The sequence below is a fragment of the Stenotrophomonas sp. YJH_SMC_46 genome (assembly GCF_059370315.1).
Genome location: NZ_JCAFTO010000005.1, coordinates 300272 through 314858, shown reverse-complemented (window position 1 = coordinate 314858; position 14587 = coordinate 300272). Strand labels below are relative to the sequence as shown.

Annotated in this window: 12 protein-coding genes; 5 read left to right on the top strand and 7 right to left on the bottom strand. The window is 66.3% G+C overall.

Translation table 11 applies throughout. The annotated features are described in order from the left end of the window. Positions 1 to 448: 448 nt before the first annotated feature. Positions 449 to 1405, top strand: a complete 957-nt coding sequence (locus AC5P8C_RS17100; RefSeq protein WP_019661846.1) for a cation diffusion facilitator family transporter — start codon at positions 449 to 451, stop codon at positions 1403 to 1405. Between the two features lie 111 nt (positions 1406 to 1516). Further along, positions 1517 to 1942, top strand: coding sequence for an organic hydroperoxide resistance protein (locus AC5P8C_RS17095; RefSeq protein ID WP_005411948.1), 426 nt, complete (start codon positions 1517 to 1519; stop codon positions 1940 to 1942). A 228-nt stretch (positions 1943 to 2170) separates the two neighbouring features. Here AC5P8C_RS17095 and mmsB read toward each other — a convergent pair whose 3' ends face one another. From mmsB to AC5P8C_RS17070, 5 genes are read right to left on the bottom strand one after another with little or no spacing between them, the layout of a single operon-like run. Beyond that, entirely contained in the window at positions 2171 to 3061 is an 891-nt protein-coding gene (gene mmsB, locus AC5P8C_RS17090; protein WP_019661847.1) for a 3-hydroxyisobutyrate dehydrogenase, read from the bottom strand. Next, positions 3058 to 4233 (bottom strand): enoyl-CoA hydratase/isomerase family protein, encoded by a 1176-nt coding sequence (locus AC5P8C_RS17085; protein WP_019661848.1) that lies wholly within the window; start codon positions 4231 to 4233, stop codon positions 3058 to 3060. The genes mmsB and AC5P8C_RS17085 overlap by 4 nt, the downstream gene beginning before the upstream one ends. Further along, the gene (locus AC5P8C_RS17080; protein WP_019661849.1) at positions 4230 to 5027 is read right to left on the bottom strand and encodes an enoyl-CoA hydratase; all 798 of its coding nucleotides are present in this window, start codon (positions 5025 to 5027) and stop codon (positions 4230 to 4232) included. The genes AC5P8C_RS17085 and AC5P8C_RS17080 overlap by 4 nt, the downstream gene beginning before the upstream one ends. Beyond that, positions 5024 to 6190 carry an acyl-CoA dehydrogenase family protein gene (locus tag AC5P8C_RS17075; protein WP_495219139.1) on the bottom strand — a complete coding sequence of 389 codons (1167 nt, stop codon included), beginning with the start codon at positions 6188 to 6190 and terminating at the stop codon, positions 5024 to 5026. The genes AC5P8C_RS17080 and AC5P8C_RS17075 overlap by 4 nt, the downstream gene beginning before the upstream one ends. A gap of 14 nt (positions 6191 to 6204) precedes the next feature. Next, positions 6205 to 7710 carry a CoA-acylating methylmalonate-semialdehyde dehydrogenase gene (locus tag AC5P8C_RS17070; RefSeq protein WP_019661851.1) on the bottom strand — a complete coding sequence of 502 codons (1506 nt, stop codon included), beginning with the start codon at positions 7708 to 7710 and terminating at the stop codon, positions 6205 to 6207. 114 nt (positions 7711 to 7824) lie between these two features. On the opposite strand from AC5P8C_RS17070, the gene AC5P8C_RS17065 reads away from it, so the two are divergent. Then, on the top strand, positions 7825 to 9192 hold the full coding sequence (locus AC5P8C_RS17065) for a helix-turn-helix domain-containing protein (RefSeq protein ID WP_341924308.1): 1368 nt from the start codon (positions 7825 to 7827) through the stop codon (positions 9190 to 9192). Between the two features lie 417 nt (positions 9193 to 9609). Further along, entirely contained in the window at positions 9610 to 10563 is a 954-nt protein-coding gene (locus tag AC5P8C_RS17060; RefSeq protein ID WP_019661853.1) for a DUF1028 domain-containing protein, read from the top strand. 96 nt (positions 10564 to 10659) lie between these two features. Here the strand turns inward: AC5P8C_RS17060 and AC5P8C_RS17055 are convergent, their stop codons facing one another. After that, on the bottom strand, positions 10660 to 12552 hold the full coding sequence (locus AC5P8C_RS17055; RefSeq protein ID WP_495219137.1) for a patatin-like phospholipase family protein: 1893 nt from the start codon (positions 12550 to 12552) through the stop codon (positions 10660 to 10662). Between the two features lie 98 nt (positions 12553 to 12650). Continuing rightward, on the bottom strand, positions 12651 to 13121 hold the full coding sequence (locus AC5P8C_RS17050) for a hypothetical protein (RefSeq protein ID WP_154081364.1): 471 nt from the start codon (positions 13119 to 13121) through the stop codon (positions 12651 to 12653). A gap of 370 nt (positions 13122 to 13491) precedes the next feature. Here AC5P8C_RS17050 and AC5P8C_RS17045 point away from each other — a divergent pair, with 370 nt between their 5' ends. Beyond that, the gene (locus AC5P8C_RS17045; protein ID WP_495219136.1) at positions 13492 to 14541 is read left to right on the top strand and encodes a bifunctional nicotinamide-nucleotide adenylyltransferase/Nudix hydroxylase; all 1050 of its coding nucleotides are present in this window, start codon (positions 13492 to 13494) and stop codon (positions 14539 to 14541) included. Positions 14542 to 14587: the final 46 nt, after the last annotated feature.

Below are 14587 nucleotides of genomic sequence, written 5' to 3'. Positions count from 1 at the left end.
ACGACGGCCATCCTTCAACTGCAGTACCACGAAGGCAGGACGGGCACCCAGCACGCAGCACCACTCGCTCGGGTGGGACTTACGCGTGGTGAAGCCTGCGCGACGGAGAACGCCGTGGAAGTAGTCCTTGTTTGCAGCGAGGGCCATCCTGCCCCCAACAGCCCGGCGAGGGCAAAACCCCAGAGCAGGCTACTGGACTCGGTCCAGGTCCCCAGCACAAAGCAGCGGCCCGCCAGCAGGAGCATAAGTTCGGTGAACTTGACCAGCGCCTGGACTGCGAAGGTGAACACCAGCGCTTCCACGGTCCTTTCGAACTGCGGTGGCTTGGGGCGTGAAGTCAGCCCGTAGAACACCCAGGCTGCCAGGAAGCCCGGCAGCGTGCGTGGTCTGTCATGTAGGGGACAGTCCGCAACGGCAGCGGAGCGTGGCTCCGCTCTACAATCCAGGCATGGCCAACGACCGCGCGCAGTTCTTCGACCCCACCACCGAACAGGGCGTGCTGCGCCTGTCGATCGCCGCCTCGCTGCTACTGGCCGCCGCCGCAGTGGTGTTCGGCCTGCTGGCCAATTCCTCGCTGATCATCTTCGACGGCATCTACGGCCTGATCGACGTGGTGATGACCTGGCTGTCACTGCTGGTGGCGCGGCTGATTGCGCTGTCCACGCAGACCGATGCGCTGCAATCGCGGCTCAACCAGCGCTTCACCATGGGCTTCTGGCACCTGGAGCCGATCGTGCTGGGGGTGAGCGGCACGCTGATGATCGGCGCGGCGCTGTATGCGCTGGTCAATGCGGTGGATGCGCTGATGTCCGGTGGCCGCCACATTGCGCTGGGCCCGGCCATCGCCTTCGCCGGGCTGTCCATCGTCGGCGAAGGCGCACTGGCCTGGTTCATCCTGCGCGCCAACCGCCGCATCGGCTCGGCGTTCATCGCACTGGATGCGAAAAACTGGGTGATCGCGGCCAGCATGTCGGCCTGCTACCTGCTGGCCTTCCTCGGCGGCGTGCTGGTGCAGGGCACGTCCTGGGCCTGGGTCGGGCCGTACATCGACCCGGCCATCCTTGCCTTCGTCTGCGTGCTGGTGATGATCGCCCCGCTCGGCACCGTGCGCCGGGCGCTGGCCGGCATCCTGCTGGTCACCCCGCCGGAGCTACAGGCGCACGTGGATGCCGTGGCACGCGCGATCGTGGCCAAGCATGGTTTCGTCGAGCACCGCAGCTACGTGGCCCAGGTGGGGCGAGGCGAGCAGATCGAGCTGTTCTTCGTGGTGCCGGAAAACGACCCACCGCGGCCGCTGGTGGAATGGGACCAGCTGCGTGATGAGATCGGCGATGCGCTGGGCGAGGCTTCGCCGGACCGCTGGTTGACGATCATGTTCACCACTGACCGTGAGTGGACGATCTAGGCCGACAGGACGATCGATCAAGTTTTTCGTACGTCCTGCAACCCAACGTACGCGGAAAGCGGGCAAAGTAGTCTCCATCGCACCACCCACCCACCGACCAGGAGCATCCCGATGTCCATCGAAAAGGTTCTGTACACCGCCCAGGCCACCTCCACCGGCGGCCGTGAAGGCCGTTCCGTCTCCTCCGACAACGTGCTGGACATCCAGCTGTCGACCCCGCGCGAGCTGGGCGGCGCCGGTGGCCCGGGTACCAACCCGGAGCAGCTGTTCGCGGCCGGTTACTCTGCCTGCTTCCTGGGTGCGCTGAAGTTCGTGGCCGGCCAGGCCAAGGTCGCGCTGCCGGCCGACACCACCGTCACCGGCAAGGTCGGCATCGGCCAGATCCCGACCGGTTTCGGCATCGAAGCCGAGCTGACCATCAACGTGCCGGGCGTGCCGCGCGAGCAGGTCGAAGAGCTGGTGCAGAAGGCGCACATCGTGTGCCCGTACTCGAATGCCACCCGCGGCAACATCGACGTGACGCTGGTCGTGGCCTGATGCGGTGATGCCGGCCAGCGGCCGGCACTACCCGAGCGAGGGAAAAAAAATGGGCGGACGCCGGTCGAAACCGAACATCCGCCCATCCCACCTCGGGTGGGCCCCGGCGCGCAGCCGGGGACGCATTCGCTTCTGTAGAGCCGAGCCCCTGCTCGGCTGATCCGTCCGGCGCGGGAACATCCGGCGGAAAAGCAGCCGAGCACGGGCTCGGCTCTACATATCCAAGCCTTACTTCTCGCTCGTGATGAGCTGCACCACACTGGAGAAATCCAGCTTGCCGCGGCCAGCCTGGTGGTTCATCGAGTACAGGTTGCGGGCCACTTCGCCCAGCGGGATCGAGGCGCCGACACTCATCGCTGCTTCCACTGCCAGGCCCATGTCCTTCAGCATCAGATCGCTGCCGAAGCCACCGCTGTAACCGCGCGACGCAGGCGCGTTTTCCAGCACGCCCGGCCACGGGTTGCACACTTCGGTGGCCCAGCTGCGGCCGGTGCTGACCGCCATCATCTGCGACAGCACCTTCGGGTCCAGCCCGTGTGCCACGCCCAGCGCAATGGCTTCACCGGTCACCGCCATGATCACGCCCAGCGCCATGTTGTTGCACAGCTTGGCGACCTGGCCGGCGCCGCTGGCGCCCACGTGGAAGATGTTTTTGCCCATCGCCTGCAGCACCGGACGGGCACGCTCAAGCGCGTCCTCTTCGCCACCGACGATGAAGGTCAGCGTGCCGGCCTGGGCGCCTGCGGTACCACCGGAGACCGGTGCATCGATCATCTGCAGGCCACGTGCGGCGGCGGCCTCTGACACCTTGCGCGCGCTGGCCGGCGCGATCGTGCTGCAGTCGATGACCAGTGCGCCCTCCGGGATCGCGGCCAGGATGCCGTCGTCGCCCAGGTACACGCCTTCGACGTGACGGCTGGCTGGCAGCATGGAGATCACCACTTCGGCGTCGGCCAGGGTGTCGCGTGCCGACGACGCAGCACTGGCACCGGCGTCAACGGCGGCCTGGACCGCGGCCGGAACCAGATCGAACACGCGCACGCTGTGGCCGTTCTTGACCAGATTGGCGGCCATCGGGCCACCCATGTTGCCCAACCCGATGAATGCAATGCGGCTCATGCAAGGCTCCTTTCAACAAGGGGAGTGCCCAGGTCGGCCAGCGGATGCGCGGCATCGGCCCAGGGGGAAGCAAAGAAGGTGTCGGCCCACGCGCCGGTGGCCCCGGCCAGGGTGGCCGGGTTCCACTGCGGATTGCGATCCTTGTCGATCAGCAGCGCGCGGATGCCTTCGGCGAAATCGCCGTGGGCGGCGCAATGCAGGGCGACGATGTACTCCAGGCGGTAGATCGCGGCCAGATCCTGGCCGGCGCTGCGACGCTGAAGCTCGAAGGCCAGCCGCGCCGAACCCGGCGCACCGGCAGCAAGGGTCTTCTGAGCCGCCTGCAACCAGGCGTCGTCGGTCTGCAGGCCGGTAATGCGCGCCACGATGGCCTGCAGGTCATCGCCTTCGCACAGCGCCTCGACCTGTGCCGCATTGGCCAGCAGCGGACCGGTCGCAGCATCACTGGCATGCGACTGCAGCAGGTGGGTCAGGCGTTCGTGGTTGTGTGCGGGGTCGCTGGACCAGGCCACCTGCAGCAGCGCATCGAACACTGCACTGCGGCGCTCTTCGGCCACGTGCACATCGGCCAGGCCGGCATAGATGGCATCGCCCGGGTTGAGCAGTGCACCGGTCAGGGCTAGGAACAGGCCGCCCTTGGCCGGCACCCGCGGCAGCAGCCAGCTGCCACCGACATCGGGGAACAGGCCGACGGTGATTTCCGGGAAGGCCAGCTTGGAACGTTCGCTGACCACGCGGTGGCTGGCACCGGACATCAGGCCGATGCCGCCGCCCATCACAATGCCATGGCCCCAGCACAGGATCGGCTTGGCGTAGGTGTGGATGAGGTAATCGACGCGGTATTCGACGTCGAAGAACTCGGCGGCATAGGCGTTCTGGCGGATGTCGCTGTGGCCGGCCTCGCGGAAGGCGACCATGCTCTTGTACAGGCTGTGCAGGTCGCCGCCGGCGCAGAACGCCTTTTCACCGGCGCCCTGCAGCACCACCATGGCGATGCCGTCGTCGTCGGCCCAGGCATTCAACTGCTTCAGCAGCAGGTGCGCCATCGGCAGCGAGAATCCGTTGAGCGTGCGCGGCGCGTTGAGCGTGGCGATGCCGATGCGCGTGCCATTGCCGGCCACGCGCTCTTCGAACAGCACCGGTGCGTCGTCGGCAGCGGTGTCGATGCTCATGCGTTCTTCCACTGCGCGGTGCGCTTTTCCAGGAAGGCGGTTACGCCCTCGACCTGGTCGGCGGTGTCGAACAGGTCGACGAAGGCTTCGCGCTCGGCCACCAGCGCCGAGGCGTGGGTGCCGGCGCGGGTGGCCTGTACCAGCGTCTTGCAGGCGGCGATGCTGGTCGGGCTCTGCTTGCCGGCCTTCTTCGCCCATTCCAGTGCCAGTGCCTTGGCTTCGCCCTTGCCGACCTTTTCTTCGGCCAGGCCAATGCGCAGTGCGGTCTCGGCATTGATGCGCTCGCCCAGCAGGATCATGCGCTTGGCCCAGCCCTCGCCCACCAGGCGCGGCAGGTTCTGGGTGCCACCGGCACACGGCAACAGGCCGACGGTGGCCTCCGGCAGCGCCACCTGGGCGTGGTCTTCGATGATGCGCAGGTCGCAGGCCAGTGCGCATTCCAGGCCACCGCCCATGGCGTAGCCGTTGATGGCGGCGATCGACACGCCTCGGAACCCGGACAGCGCTTCGAAGGCTTCACCGAAGCGACGCGCGGCCTCGCGCGCAGCGGCCTTGTCGCCGGAGGCGAACTGGTTGAGGTCGGCACCGGCGGAGAAGAACTTCTCGCCGTCACCGGTAATCACCAACGCGTAGATGTCGCGGTCTGCGTTGAGCGCGCCCACCAGGTCGCGCAGCGCCGACAGGCTGTGCACGGTCCAGGTGTGCGCCGGCGGGTTGTTCAGGGTGACCACGGCGGTGTGGCCATCGACCTCCACCTTCAGGCCCACGTGCTCCTGGGTACGCCAATCCTTCATCGCAGTTCCTCTTCGGTGTTGAGCAGGTGACGGGCAACGATCACCCGCATGATCTCGTTGGTGCCTTCCAGGATCTGGTGCACGCGGCAGTCACGCAGCAGGCGTTCGATCGGGTATTCACGGATGTAGCCGTAGCCACCGTGGATCTGCAGCGCTTCGTTGCAGACGTTGAAACCGGCATCGGTAGCGAAACGCTTGGCCATCGCGCACCACACGTTGGCGTCGCTGGCACCGGCATCGAGCTTGCGTGCGGCGGTGTGCACCATCTGCCGCGCGGCCACCAGCTGGGTGACCATGTCGGCCAGCTTGAACTGCAGCGCCTGGAATTCGGCCAGCGCCTTGCCGAACTGGCGGCGCTCGCCCATGTAGCGGCGTGCGGCATCCAGCGCACCCTGCGCGGCACCCAGCGAACAGGCGGCGATGTTGATGCGGCCGCCGTCGAGCCCCTTCATCGCCAGTTTGAAGCCGCCGCCTTCCTCTCCCAGAAGGTGGCTGACCGGCACGCGGACGTTTTCGAAGGTGATGCCGCGGGTGGGCTGGCTGTTCCAGCCCATCTTCTCTTCCTTGCGGCCGAAGCTGATGCCCTGCAGGTCCGACGGCACGGCAATGGCGCTGACACCACCGGCACCGGCACCGCCGGTGCGCGCCATCACCACCAGCAGCTCGGTGGCCCCGGCGCCGGAGATGAAGGCCTTCGAGCCGTTCAGCACATAGAAGTCACCATCGCGCACGGCGGTGGTCTTCAGCGAGGCCGCATCGGAACCGGCGCCCGGTTCGGTCAGGCAGTACGAGGCCAGCTTGTTGCCCGATGACAGGTCGCTGCCCCAGGCATCGCGCAGTGCCGGCTGGCCCCACGTGGACACCATCCACGAGGCCATGTTGTGGATGCTGATGTACGCCGCCGTCGACGGATCGACGTTGGCGAGCTCCTCGATGACGACGGCGGCGTCCAGTCGGCTCAGGCCGCTGCCGCCCACTTCCGGGTCCATGTACAGACCGCAGAAGCCCAGTTCACCGGCCTTGGCGATCGCCTCGCGCGGAAAGATGCCCTCCGCATCCCATCGCGCGGCGTGTGGCGCCAGTTCGGCCTGTGCGAAGTCGCGCGCTGCCTCGCGGTACGCCTGCTGCGCTTCTTCCAGTTCCGTCGTCATCGAGTGGCTCATGGCTGCTCCTGCCGTTACTTCAGGCTGATCGTGGTGTTGACGCCGTGGCTCAGCGTCTCGTCATCGAACCAGCGCGCGGTGACCGTCTTGGTCTGGGTGTAGAACAGCACCACCTGCTTGCCGTACGGGCCCAGGTCGCCCAGCTTGGAGGCGCGCGAACCGGTGAACGAGAACAGCGGCACCGGCACCGGGATCGGCACGTTGATGCCGACCTGGCCGACGTCGATGTCTTCCTGGAACTTGCGCGCGGCAGCGCCGGACTGGGTGAACAGTGCGGTGCCGTTGCCGTTCGGGTTGCTGTTGACCATCGCGATGGCGTCTTCCAGCGTCTCTGCTTCGAGGATGACCAGCACCGGCCCGAAGATTTCTTCCTGGTAGATGCGCATGTCGGTGGTGACACCGGCAAAGATGGTCGGGCCGACGAAGTTGCCCTTCTCGAAGCCATCGACCTGCGGCTTGCGGCCATCCAGCACCAGCTTGGCACCCTGCTCCACGCCCGAGGCGATCAGGCCTTCCACGCGCTCGCGGGCGCTGCAGGAAATGACCGGGCCGACGTCGGTGCCGGCCACGGTGCCGGCACTGACCTTCAGGGTCTTGGCCTTTTCAACCAGATCCTGCACCCAGTTGCGCGCTTCACCGACCAGCACCAGGGTGGAGGCGGCCATGCAGCGCTGGCCGGCCGCACCGAAGGCGGCGCCGACCATCGCGTTGAGGGTCTGTTCCTTGTTGGCGTCCGGCAGCACCACGGCGTGGTTCTTGGCGCCCATCATGCACTGCACGCGCTTGCCGGCCAGCGAGGCACGGTTGTACACGTGGGTGCCGACGCGGGTGGAACCGACGAACGACACGGCCTTGATGTCCGGGTGGTCGCAGATCGCGTTGACCACTTCCTCGCCGCCGTGGACGACGTTCAGCACGCCCTTCGGAATGCCGGCTTCCAGGGCAAGCTCGACCAGGCGCATGGTGACCATCGGGTCCTGCTCGGACGGCTTGAGGATGAAGGTGTTGCCGGTGGCGATCGCCATCGGGAACATCCACAGCGGAATCATCGCCGGGAAGTTGAACGGGGTGATGCCAGCGCACACGCCCAGCGGCTGCATGATCGTGTAGGTATCCACGCCATTGGCCACGTTGTTGGCCAACTCACCCAGCTGCAGGTTGCCGATGGCGGCCGCATGCTCGACCACTTCCAGGCCGCGGAACACATCGCCTTCGGCGTCGGGCAGGGTCTTGCCCTGTTCGGCGGTGAGGATGTGGGCCAGCTCGCTCATGTTCTCGCGGATCAGCTGCTGGTACTTCAGGAAGATGCGCGCGCGGGTGCCGATCGGGGTCTTGCGCCAGGTCTTGAAGGCTTCCTTGGCGGCGGCGACGGCGGCGTCCACTTCTGCGGTGGTGGCGAACGGCACCTTGGCCAGCACGTCCTGGGTGGCCGGATTGATCACGTCCTGCCAGTGGGAGGTGGCCGATTCGATGAACTGGCCATCGATCAGCATGCGGATACGGGGCGCTTCAACAGTCATGACGACAATCCCACGGGCTCGAAAGATGCTTGGCATTATTCACATCAGCCACCTCGATTTCCGGCCTGAATCCGCTTAATCTGGCCAACACGCCAGACGATTCATGTTAATTCTGTGAATTATTCATCCAGCCAGCGGCAGCTTGGCCTTCGCTTGCTGCGGCTGCGCGAGCAGCGCGGCTACAGCCAGGTGGAACTGGCCCGCGCCTTGGGCCTGTCGGCCAGTTACCTGAACCAGATCGAGCGCAACAAGCGCCCACTCACCCCGGCCGTGCAGAAGAAGCTGGGCGAAGTATTGGGCGACGTTTCCTCACTATTCGACGAAGATGAGCCTGCCGCGCTGCAGGAAGCGCTGGGCGAAACCCTGCGCGACCTGGGCCTGGCGGAGGTCAGCGCGACCGAGCTGCGCGCCTTGGCCGGCAACCTGCCGCAGGTCAGCCGCGCCCTGCTGGATCTGCACCGCCGCCACCTGGCGCTGCGTGAGCATGCCGCCGCCCTGGAGTTCCAGCTGGGCGAGCCCGGCGCCGGCAGCATCCTGCCCGCAGGCGACCAGGTGCGTGAGTTCTTCAACCGCATGCACAACCACATTCCCGAACTGGACGAGCTGGCCGAGCGTCTGTTCGCCGAGTGGGGGCTGTCGCCCGGGCACGTGGCACCACGCCTGCGCCAGCTGCTGGCCGACCGCCACGGCGTGCTGGTGGAAGTGGCCGCGCTGCAGGCCGGGCGCGAGAAGCGCCAGTACGATGCCGAAGCACGGCGGCTGTGGTTGCCGGACTACCTGGAGCCAGGCCAGCAGGCATTCCAGATGGCCGCCGAGCTGGCCCTGCACGGCTACCTGCCGCAGATCGATGCGGTGGTGGCACGTGCCGGCTTCACCGATGAGGCACGCATCGCTCAGGCCCGCATCGGTCTGTCGAACTATTTCGCTGGCGCCTTGGTGATGCCGTACATGCGCTTCCTGCGTGCGGCCGAGGCCAGCAGCTACGACATCGAACTGCTGGCACACCAGTTCGGCGTCGGCTTCGAAGCGGTCTGCCATCGGCTGAGCACGCTGGCACGGCGCAGCGCGCCCGGGCTGCCGTTCTTCTTCATCCGCGTGGACCGCGCGGGCAATGTGTCCAAGCGCCATTCGGCCACCGACTTCCACTTCTCGCAGGTGGGTGGTTCGTGCCCGCTGTGGATCGTCTACGAGGCGTTCAACCAGCCCGGGCGCATCCTTACGCAGACCGCGCGCATGCCCGATGGGCGACGGCATTTCTGGCTGGCACGGCAAGTCAGCAGTGGTCCGGTCGGCCATGGCCAGCCGCGCAAGACCTTCGCGGTGGCGCTGGGCTGCGATCTGCAGCATGCCGAGCGGCTGGTGTATTCGCTGGGGCTGGATGTGCAGAGCCCGGGCAATTCGGTGTCGATCGGCCCGGGGTGCCGGGTGTGCCCGCGGGAGGACTGCATGCAGCGTGCGTTCGCGCAGTTGCCGGGGCGGTAGGGTTGGTTCGGCAGGGCTGCGCCCTGCACCTGCAGAGGCCGAAGCAACGGCAACGGCCACGGCAAAAGCCGGCATTCCGTGGGATGCGGGATGGGTCCGGTTGCGGGGGACGCCGTGAATACGTCCATGTAGGCTCGGTCGCGCCATCCATGGCGCTCACGCCCCCGCAACCGGACCCACCCCCGCCTTCGACAGTTTCCCGCTGCTGTTGGTGGGTGCTGACCGTTGGTCGGTACGCTGCTGTTGGTGGGTGTCGACCTTGGTCGACACCGTAGATCCACGCCATGCGTGGATGGAATCCGATCGAGATCGAATATTTCGAGCCTTCATCGAAGCGCATCCACGCATGGCGTGGATCTACTAAACCTTTCGTGCGTAGGCTGCATCCCAATGCAATGCCTGCCCATGGAGACACCCATGTCCCTGTTGCGCTCTTGCCTGGCCCTGCTGCTCGCTGCCGTCGCCGCGCCGGCGTGGGCGACCTTTTCCATCGCCGCCTGCAACGAGGCCGGCGACTGCGGGGTGGCGGTCGCCACGCACAACCTGGCGGTCGGGGGCGTGGGGGTGCCGTGGGCGCAGGCGAAGGTCGGCGCGGTCGCCAGCCAGTTCGAGACCAACCCGACCTATGGGTCCAAAGGCCTTGAACTACTGGCCAAAGGTCGTACACCTGCACAGGTGCTGAAGCAGCTGTTGGATGAAGACGGCAACTTCGATGGCACCACGCTCGCCGAGCGCCAGGTGGGGCTGATCAGTGCGCGCGGTGGCAATGCGCAATACACCGGCGCCACCGCGCAGCAGGCCAGCTGGGCCGGTGCGCACGGCGACGGCATGTTGAGCGTGCAGGGCAATGGCCTGGCCGGACCGGACGTGCTGACGGCAATGCAACGTACCTTTACGGCTTCGCACGGAGCGCTTGCCACACGCTTGCTGGCGGCGCTGGAAGCCGGCCAGGCCGCGGGCGGCCAGCGCAGTGGGCAGTGGTCGGCCGCGCTGCTGGTGCGCACGCCGGGGGGCGACTGGCAGGACACCGATCTGCGCGTGGACGCCGACCCGCGCGCGGTCGCGAGGCTGCGCGAGCTGTACGACATGCGCCTGTCCAACGAGGCGATCATCCGCGCGGAGGAGCGCTGGGAGAAGGGTGATGTGGCGGGTGCGCGCGCTGCGCTGGCGACCTCGTTGTCACTGGCCCACGGCTGGGACCGCACCTGGGCGCGGGCTGCGCGCCTGGCGATGCGGCAAGGGGATATCGCACTGGCCCGCGAATACCTGGCCGGCCTGCGTGCGCTCAATCCGGGCTGGGTGAAGCAGGAGCTGGCGCTGCCGTTGTATGCACCCTTGCAGGATGATGCGGTGGTTGCCCCCTGGCGATGAGCCACCGCAGGGGTCAGATCCAATTTCCATAGGAGAACGGATCTGACCCCGATTCGAGATGCATCCACGCACGGCGTGGATCTACCAAGAACCGGCTCAGTAGATCGGCGTCACCTTCATCTGCGGCAGCGGACGCGGTGCGCCGTCGGTCAGGTCAGGGCCCAGGTCCTCCCAGGTTCGGCCCTGCTCGACCATCTGCGCCCACAGCTGCTGCGAGCCGCGACGCTTGTCTTCCGAGCCCAGCTTGTACGACGGCGGTGTCGGTTCGCCGCGGGCGACCATCGAGTACGCCGCGCGATAGGCCAGTACCTGCTGCGCCGGGTCGTCGGTACGGGCCACTTCCAGCGTGTACCGTTGGTAGGCCGAGGCCAGGTTGCGCCAGCGGATCCAGTAGTGGTTCTCGAACGAGAACGAACAGAACCGCGCACCGGCCAGGCTGCCCTTGTCGGCGATGCGGGTCAGCACCTCCTGCGGCATGTCCAGGTTCATGCCACCTTCGTCGCCCTGCAGGCTCACATGCACGATGCGGTCGCGATAACCCGGCGCGCGCGCCTGCAGCAGGTCGCGCCAGTTCTGCATGGTCGCCACCACCGCGAACAGGAAACGCCCCAGCTCGGCTGCGGCCAGCGGCGTGGCAATGGACTGGTAATGCCGTTGCCAGCCGTGGCGGTTCTCGGTGGGCAGGAACACGGCATGCTCCAGTGCCTGCCGGCTACCGCTGCCCTGGCTCACGTCTTCGGCGTGCTGCGGGTAGACCAGGTTGATGGCGAAGGTCGGCCAGCGCGGCAATGCGGCGTCGAACAGATGGATCGGGAAGTTGCTGCTGATGCCACCATCGGAGAACCAGCAGATGCGGAAGGCGGTGATCACCGGACCGCAAGCCTGCCCGGCGCTGGTCAGTCCTTCCATGCTGTCGGCCACGTTGTGCTCGGGGTCGGCCGCCGGCGCGGTGGGTTCGCAGCGGCGCTCGCGGCGCGAGGGTTCGTGCAGTGGCACCGCGCTGATCAGCAACGGGAAGCTCAGGCTCATGCGTGTGGCCACCAGCACCGGCAGCTTCGGGCCCTGCGGCAGGTGGTAGTACTGCCGCCCCTCCACGTCCAGCGGCGGGCCAGCCTGATCCACCAGCCACTGCACCACGCTGGCCGGGAACAACTGCTCGAACTCTTCGCGCAGGAACCAGAACTGTGCGCCGCCCAGTGGCAGCGTACGCGGCTCGTTGTGCGAGACGCAGGTGGTGATCATCTGCAGGCTGATCGCGTGCGGGCTGTCCGGCTCGCCGGCATAGCGCGGTGCGTCGTGCAGGTCGGCGAAGGTCAGCGGTGCATCAAGTGGCTTGCCTGACAACTGCTGCAGGCACTCATGCAGCCACTCGGTCAACGCCGGTTTGCGTGCATCGCGGCCGAGGCCACTGCACAGGCCCAGCAGGTTGCGCCGTGCCACGCGGGCCACGCGCAGCGCGGCACCGGCCACACCGGCACCGTAGGCGCACAGCAGCGACGGCAGCAGCGTGGCGGCCACACCGCTCCAGCCGCCGCCCCACCCGCCCAGGCCCAGCAGCAGCGCCAGCGACACCAGCACTTCCAGCGGCGCGATCTCGAATACCGCCACCGCCAGGCACAGCAGCTTGTGTGGCAGGCCCGCATTGCCGGTCAGTACCACCAGCAGCCGATAGGCCGCACGCGCGCCCCGCGCCGGTTGGAACAGGTTGTAGATGAACCCGCGCCGCGACAGCTGCGCCGACACCGCCGACAGCCCCCCATAACCGGCATCACTGGGCAGGTGCTCGCCGGCCTGCTGGCGACGATCGCCGCATGCCGCCGCAGCCGCCACCGCCGCAGCAATGGCGCCGGCCGAGGTGCCGCCGATGCTCTTGAAGCGATACTCGCGCGCCAGCGCCAGTACCGCATTGGGGTACACGATGCCGCTGGTGATGCCGCCTTTCATGACCAGATCGCAGTACTTGTCCGCCACTGTCTTGCCCCCGAGCATGCCGTCCGCCGCGTGAGTACCAGTATGGCGCAGAGGCTTCTCAGGGCCTGAGACTCTCATCTACTGAAATACCGGTGATCAGTTCCAGGCCAGACGAGTCAGGAGCTGCGGAAGGGAACATCTCCAAGCGCCCACACGAGGGTGCCCACGATTGCAAATGCAACGGAAAAGAAGTCGCGCAAATCCGGCTCTGCAACGATCTGATGCAGCTCCGCGACCAATTTGCGGGTCCGATCAAGAGCCTCTGCCTCAGCCAGCATACTTATCCCAGATCCGTCTCCTATACGCTCTTCAGTAGTTTTCCCGAAGTAAGCCGGATCAAGCCGTTGCTTCCAGCTACTCGTCAACTTTGAGTATTGAAGTGACACCCCCGCCAGGACCAGCAACGCGCCACTGCGCTGAAACCAAAAGTACTCATTCGGCGAGTACCAGTCCACCACACACGCCGCAATGGCAATGACTACCATAAGAATGGCGTATTTCCTGGAGAATCCTGGCCTCTGTGGCACCAATGCCCAGTTCGACAGAGATTTTTTCAGTGCAGCAAAGCATCTATAAGTGAATTGCATCTTCAAAGCATCCCCCCTTGAACTCAGGCTGTTCGGACAATTTAACCGATGCCAACACTCTAGTTCGCCTCGCATAAGCCCCTTGCCGCAGACTTGAGGGAACCGGTGTGAACATCGATCAGGTGATTCGCATCTTTGAGCAAATGACCGATTGGCTCGATATCACTCCGGCATGTGCCCTTCCTACAACAGTTGCGGAGTGATCTACCGTGGGCCAGTCGTCAGATCCGCTTCGCCAGCAATTGATTTCGTCGACAATATTGAACGACTCCGTTGCAGCCTCCCACTTGACCCTGACCACCATCGGCGTAGCATCTGCAGCAAGCCAAGGGACAGACCCGCGGCTGCCACAACGACATGAGGGATTCTCATGGAATTCGACTATCTCGTCTTCATCGGGCGATTCGAGCCCTTCCACAACGGTCACGCCGCCGTTGCCCGCCTGGCCCTGAGCCGGGCCCGCAAGCTGATCTTCCTGATCGGTTCTGCCGATACTCCCCGCAGCCTCCGCAATCCCTGGACCGTGGCCGAACGCGCCGTGATGATCCAGGCTGCTCTCGATGGCCACACCGACCGCCTGCTGATCCGCCCGCTCCGCGACCACCTCTACAACGAAGCGCAGTGGATCGCCAACGTGCAGCGCCAGGTGGCCGAGGCCCTGCGCAACGACGGTGCCGCCGCTGATGCGAAGGTGGGCCTGATCGGCATGGACAAGGATGCCTCCAGCTATTACCTGCGCGAATTCCCGCAGTGGCCGCTGGTGGACGTGCAGCACACCGCCACCCTGTCGGCCACCGAGCTGCGGCGCTACCTGTTCGAAGCCGGCGACGTCGACTTCCACGGCGCGCTGCTGATGTTGCGTGGCAACGTGCCGGCGCCGGTGTACGACATGCTCGAAGCGTTCCGCAAAAGCGCGCCTGCCTATGGCCAGCTGGTGGCCGAGTACCGCTTCATCGAACAGTATAAGGCCGCCTGGAAGGATGCGCCCTACGCGCCCACATTCGTCACCACCGATGCGGTGGTGGTGCATTCGGGCCACGTGCTGCTGGTGCGTCGCCGTTCGGAACCCGGCAAGGGACTGTGGGCGCTGCCCGGCGGTTTCGTCGGCCAGGAACAGAGCCTGCTCGACAGCTGCCTGCGCGAACTGCGCGAAGAGACCCGGCTGAAGATTCCATTGCCGGTGCTGAAGGGCTCGCTGAAGGGCCAGCAGGTGTTCGATCACCCGGACCGCAGCCAGCGTGGCCGCACCATCACCCACGGTTTCCACTTCGAATTCCCGGCCGGTGACCTGCCGCCGGTGCGCGGTGGCGACGATGCCGACAAGGCCCGCTGGATACCGGTAAGCGAAGCCCTGGACATGGGCCCGCAGCTGTTCGAAGACCACCTGCACATCCTGGAGTATTTCCTCGGCCGCGGCTGACCGGCCCGGCCTCCCCACTGGCGGATAGACCGCTGGTGTCACTCGA

Excerpts from the sequence above, each read along its gene's own strand:
- AC5P8C_RS17045 (WP_495219136.1), top strand. The coding sequence starts at position 13,492 with ATGGAATTCGACTATCTCGTCTTCATCGGGCGATTCGAGCCCTTCCAC.
- AC5P8C_RS17075 (WP_495219139.1), bottom strand. The coding sequence starts at position 6,190 with ATGAGCCACTCGATGACGACGGAACTGGAAGAAGCGCAGCAGGCGTAC.
- AC5P8C_RS17070 (WP_019661851.1), bottom strand. The coding sequence starts at position 7,710 with ATGACTGTTGAAGCGCCCCGTATCCGCATGCTGATCGATGGCCAGTTC.
- AC5P8C_RS17050 (WP_154081364.1), bottom strand. The coding sequence starts at position 13,121 with ATGCAATTCACTTATAGATGCTTTGCTGCACTGAAAAAATCTCTGTCG.
- AC5P8C_RS17080 (WP_019661849.1), bottom strand. The coding sequence starts at position 5,027 with ATGAAGGATTGGCGTACCCAGGAGCACGTGGGCCTGAAGGTGGAGGTC.
- mmsB (WP_019661847.1), bottom strand. The coding sequence starts at position 3,061 with ATGAGCCGCATTGCATTCATCGGGTTGGGCAACATGGGTGGCCCGATG.
- AC5P8C_RS17095 (WP_005411948.1), top strand. The coding sequence starts at position 1,517 with ATGTCCATCGAAAAGGTTCTGTACACCGCCCAGGCCACCTCCACCGGC.
- AC5P8C_RS17085 (WP_019661848.1), bottom strand. The coding sequence starts at position 4,233 with ATGAGCATCGACACCGCTGCCGACGACGCACCGGTGCTGTTCGAAGAG.
- AC5P8C_RS17060 (WP_019661853.1), top strand. The coding sequence starts at position 9,610 with ATGTCCCTGTTGCGCTCTTGCCTGGCCCTGCTGCTCGCTGCCGTCGCC.
- AC5P8C_RS17100 (WP_019661846.1), top strand. The coding sequence starts at position 449 with ATGGCCAACGACCGCGCGCAGTTCTTCGACCCCACCACCGAACAGGGC.
- AC5P8C_RS17055 (WP_495219137.1), bottom strand. The coding sequence starts at position 12,552 with ATGCTCGGGGGCAAGACAGTGGCGGACAAGTACTGCGATCTGGTCATG.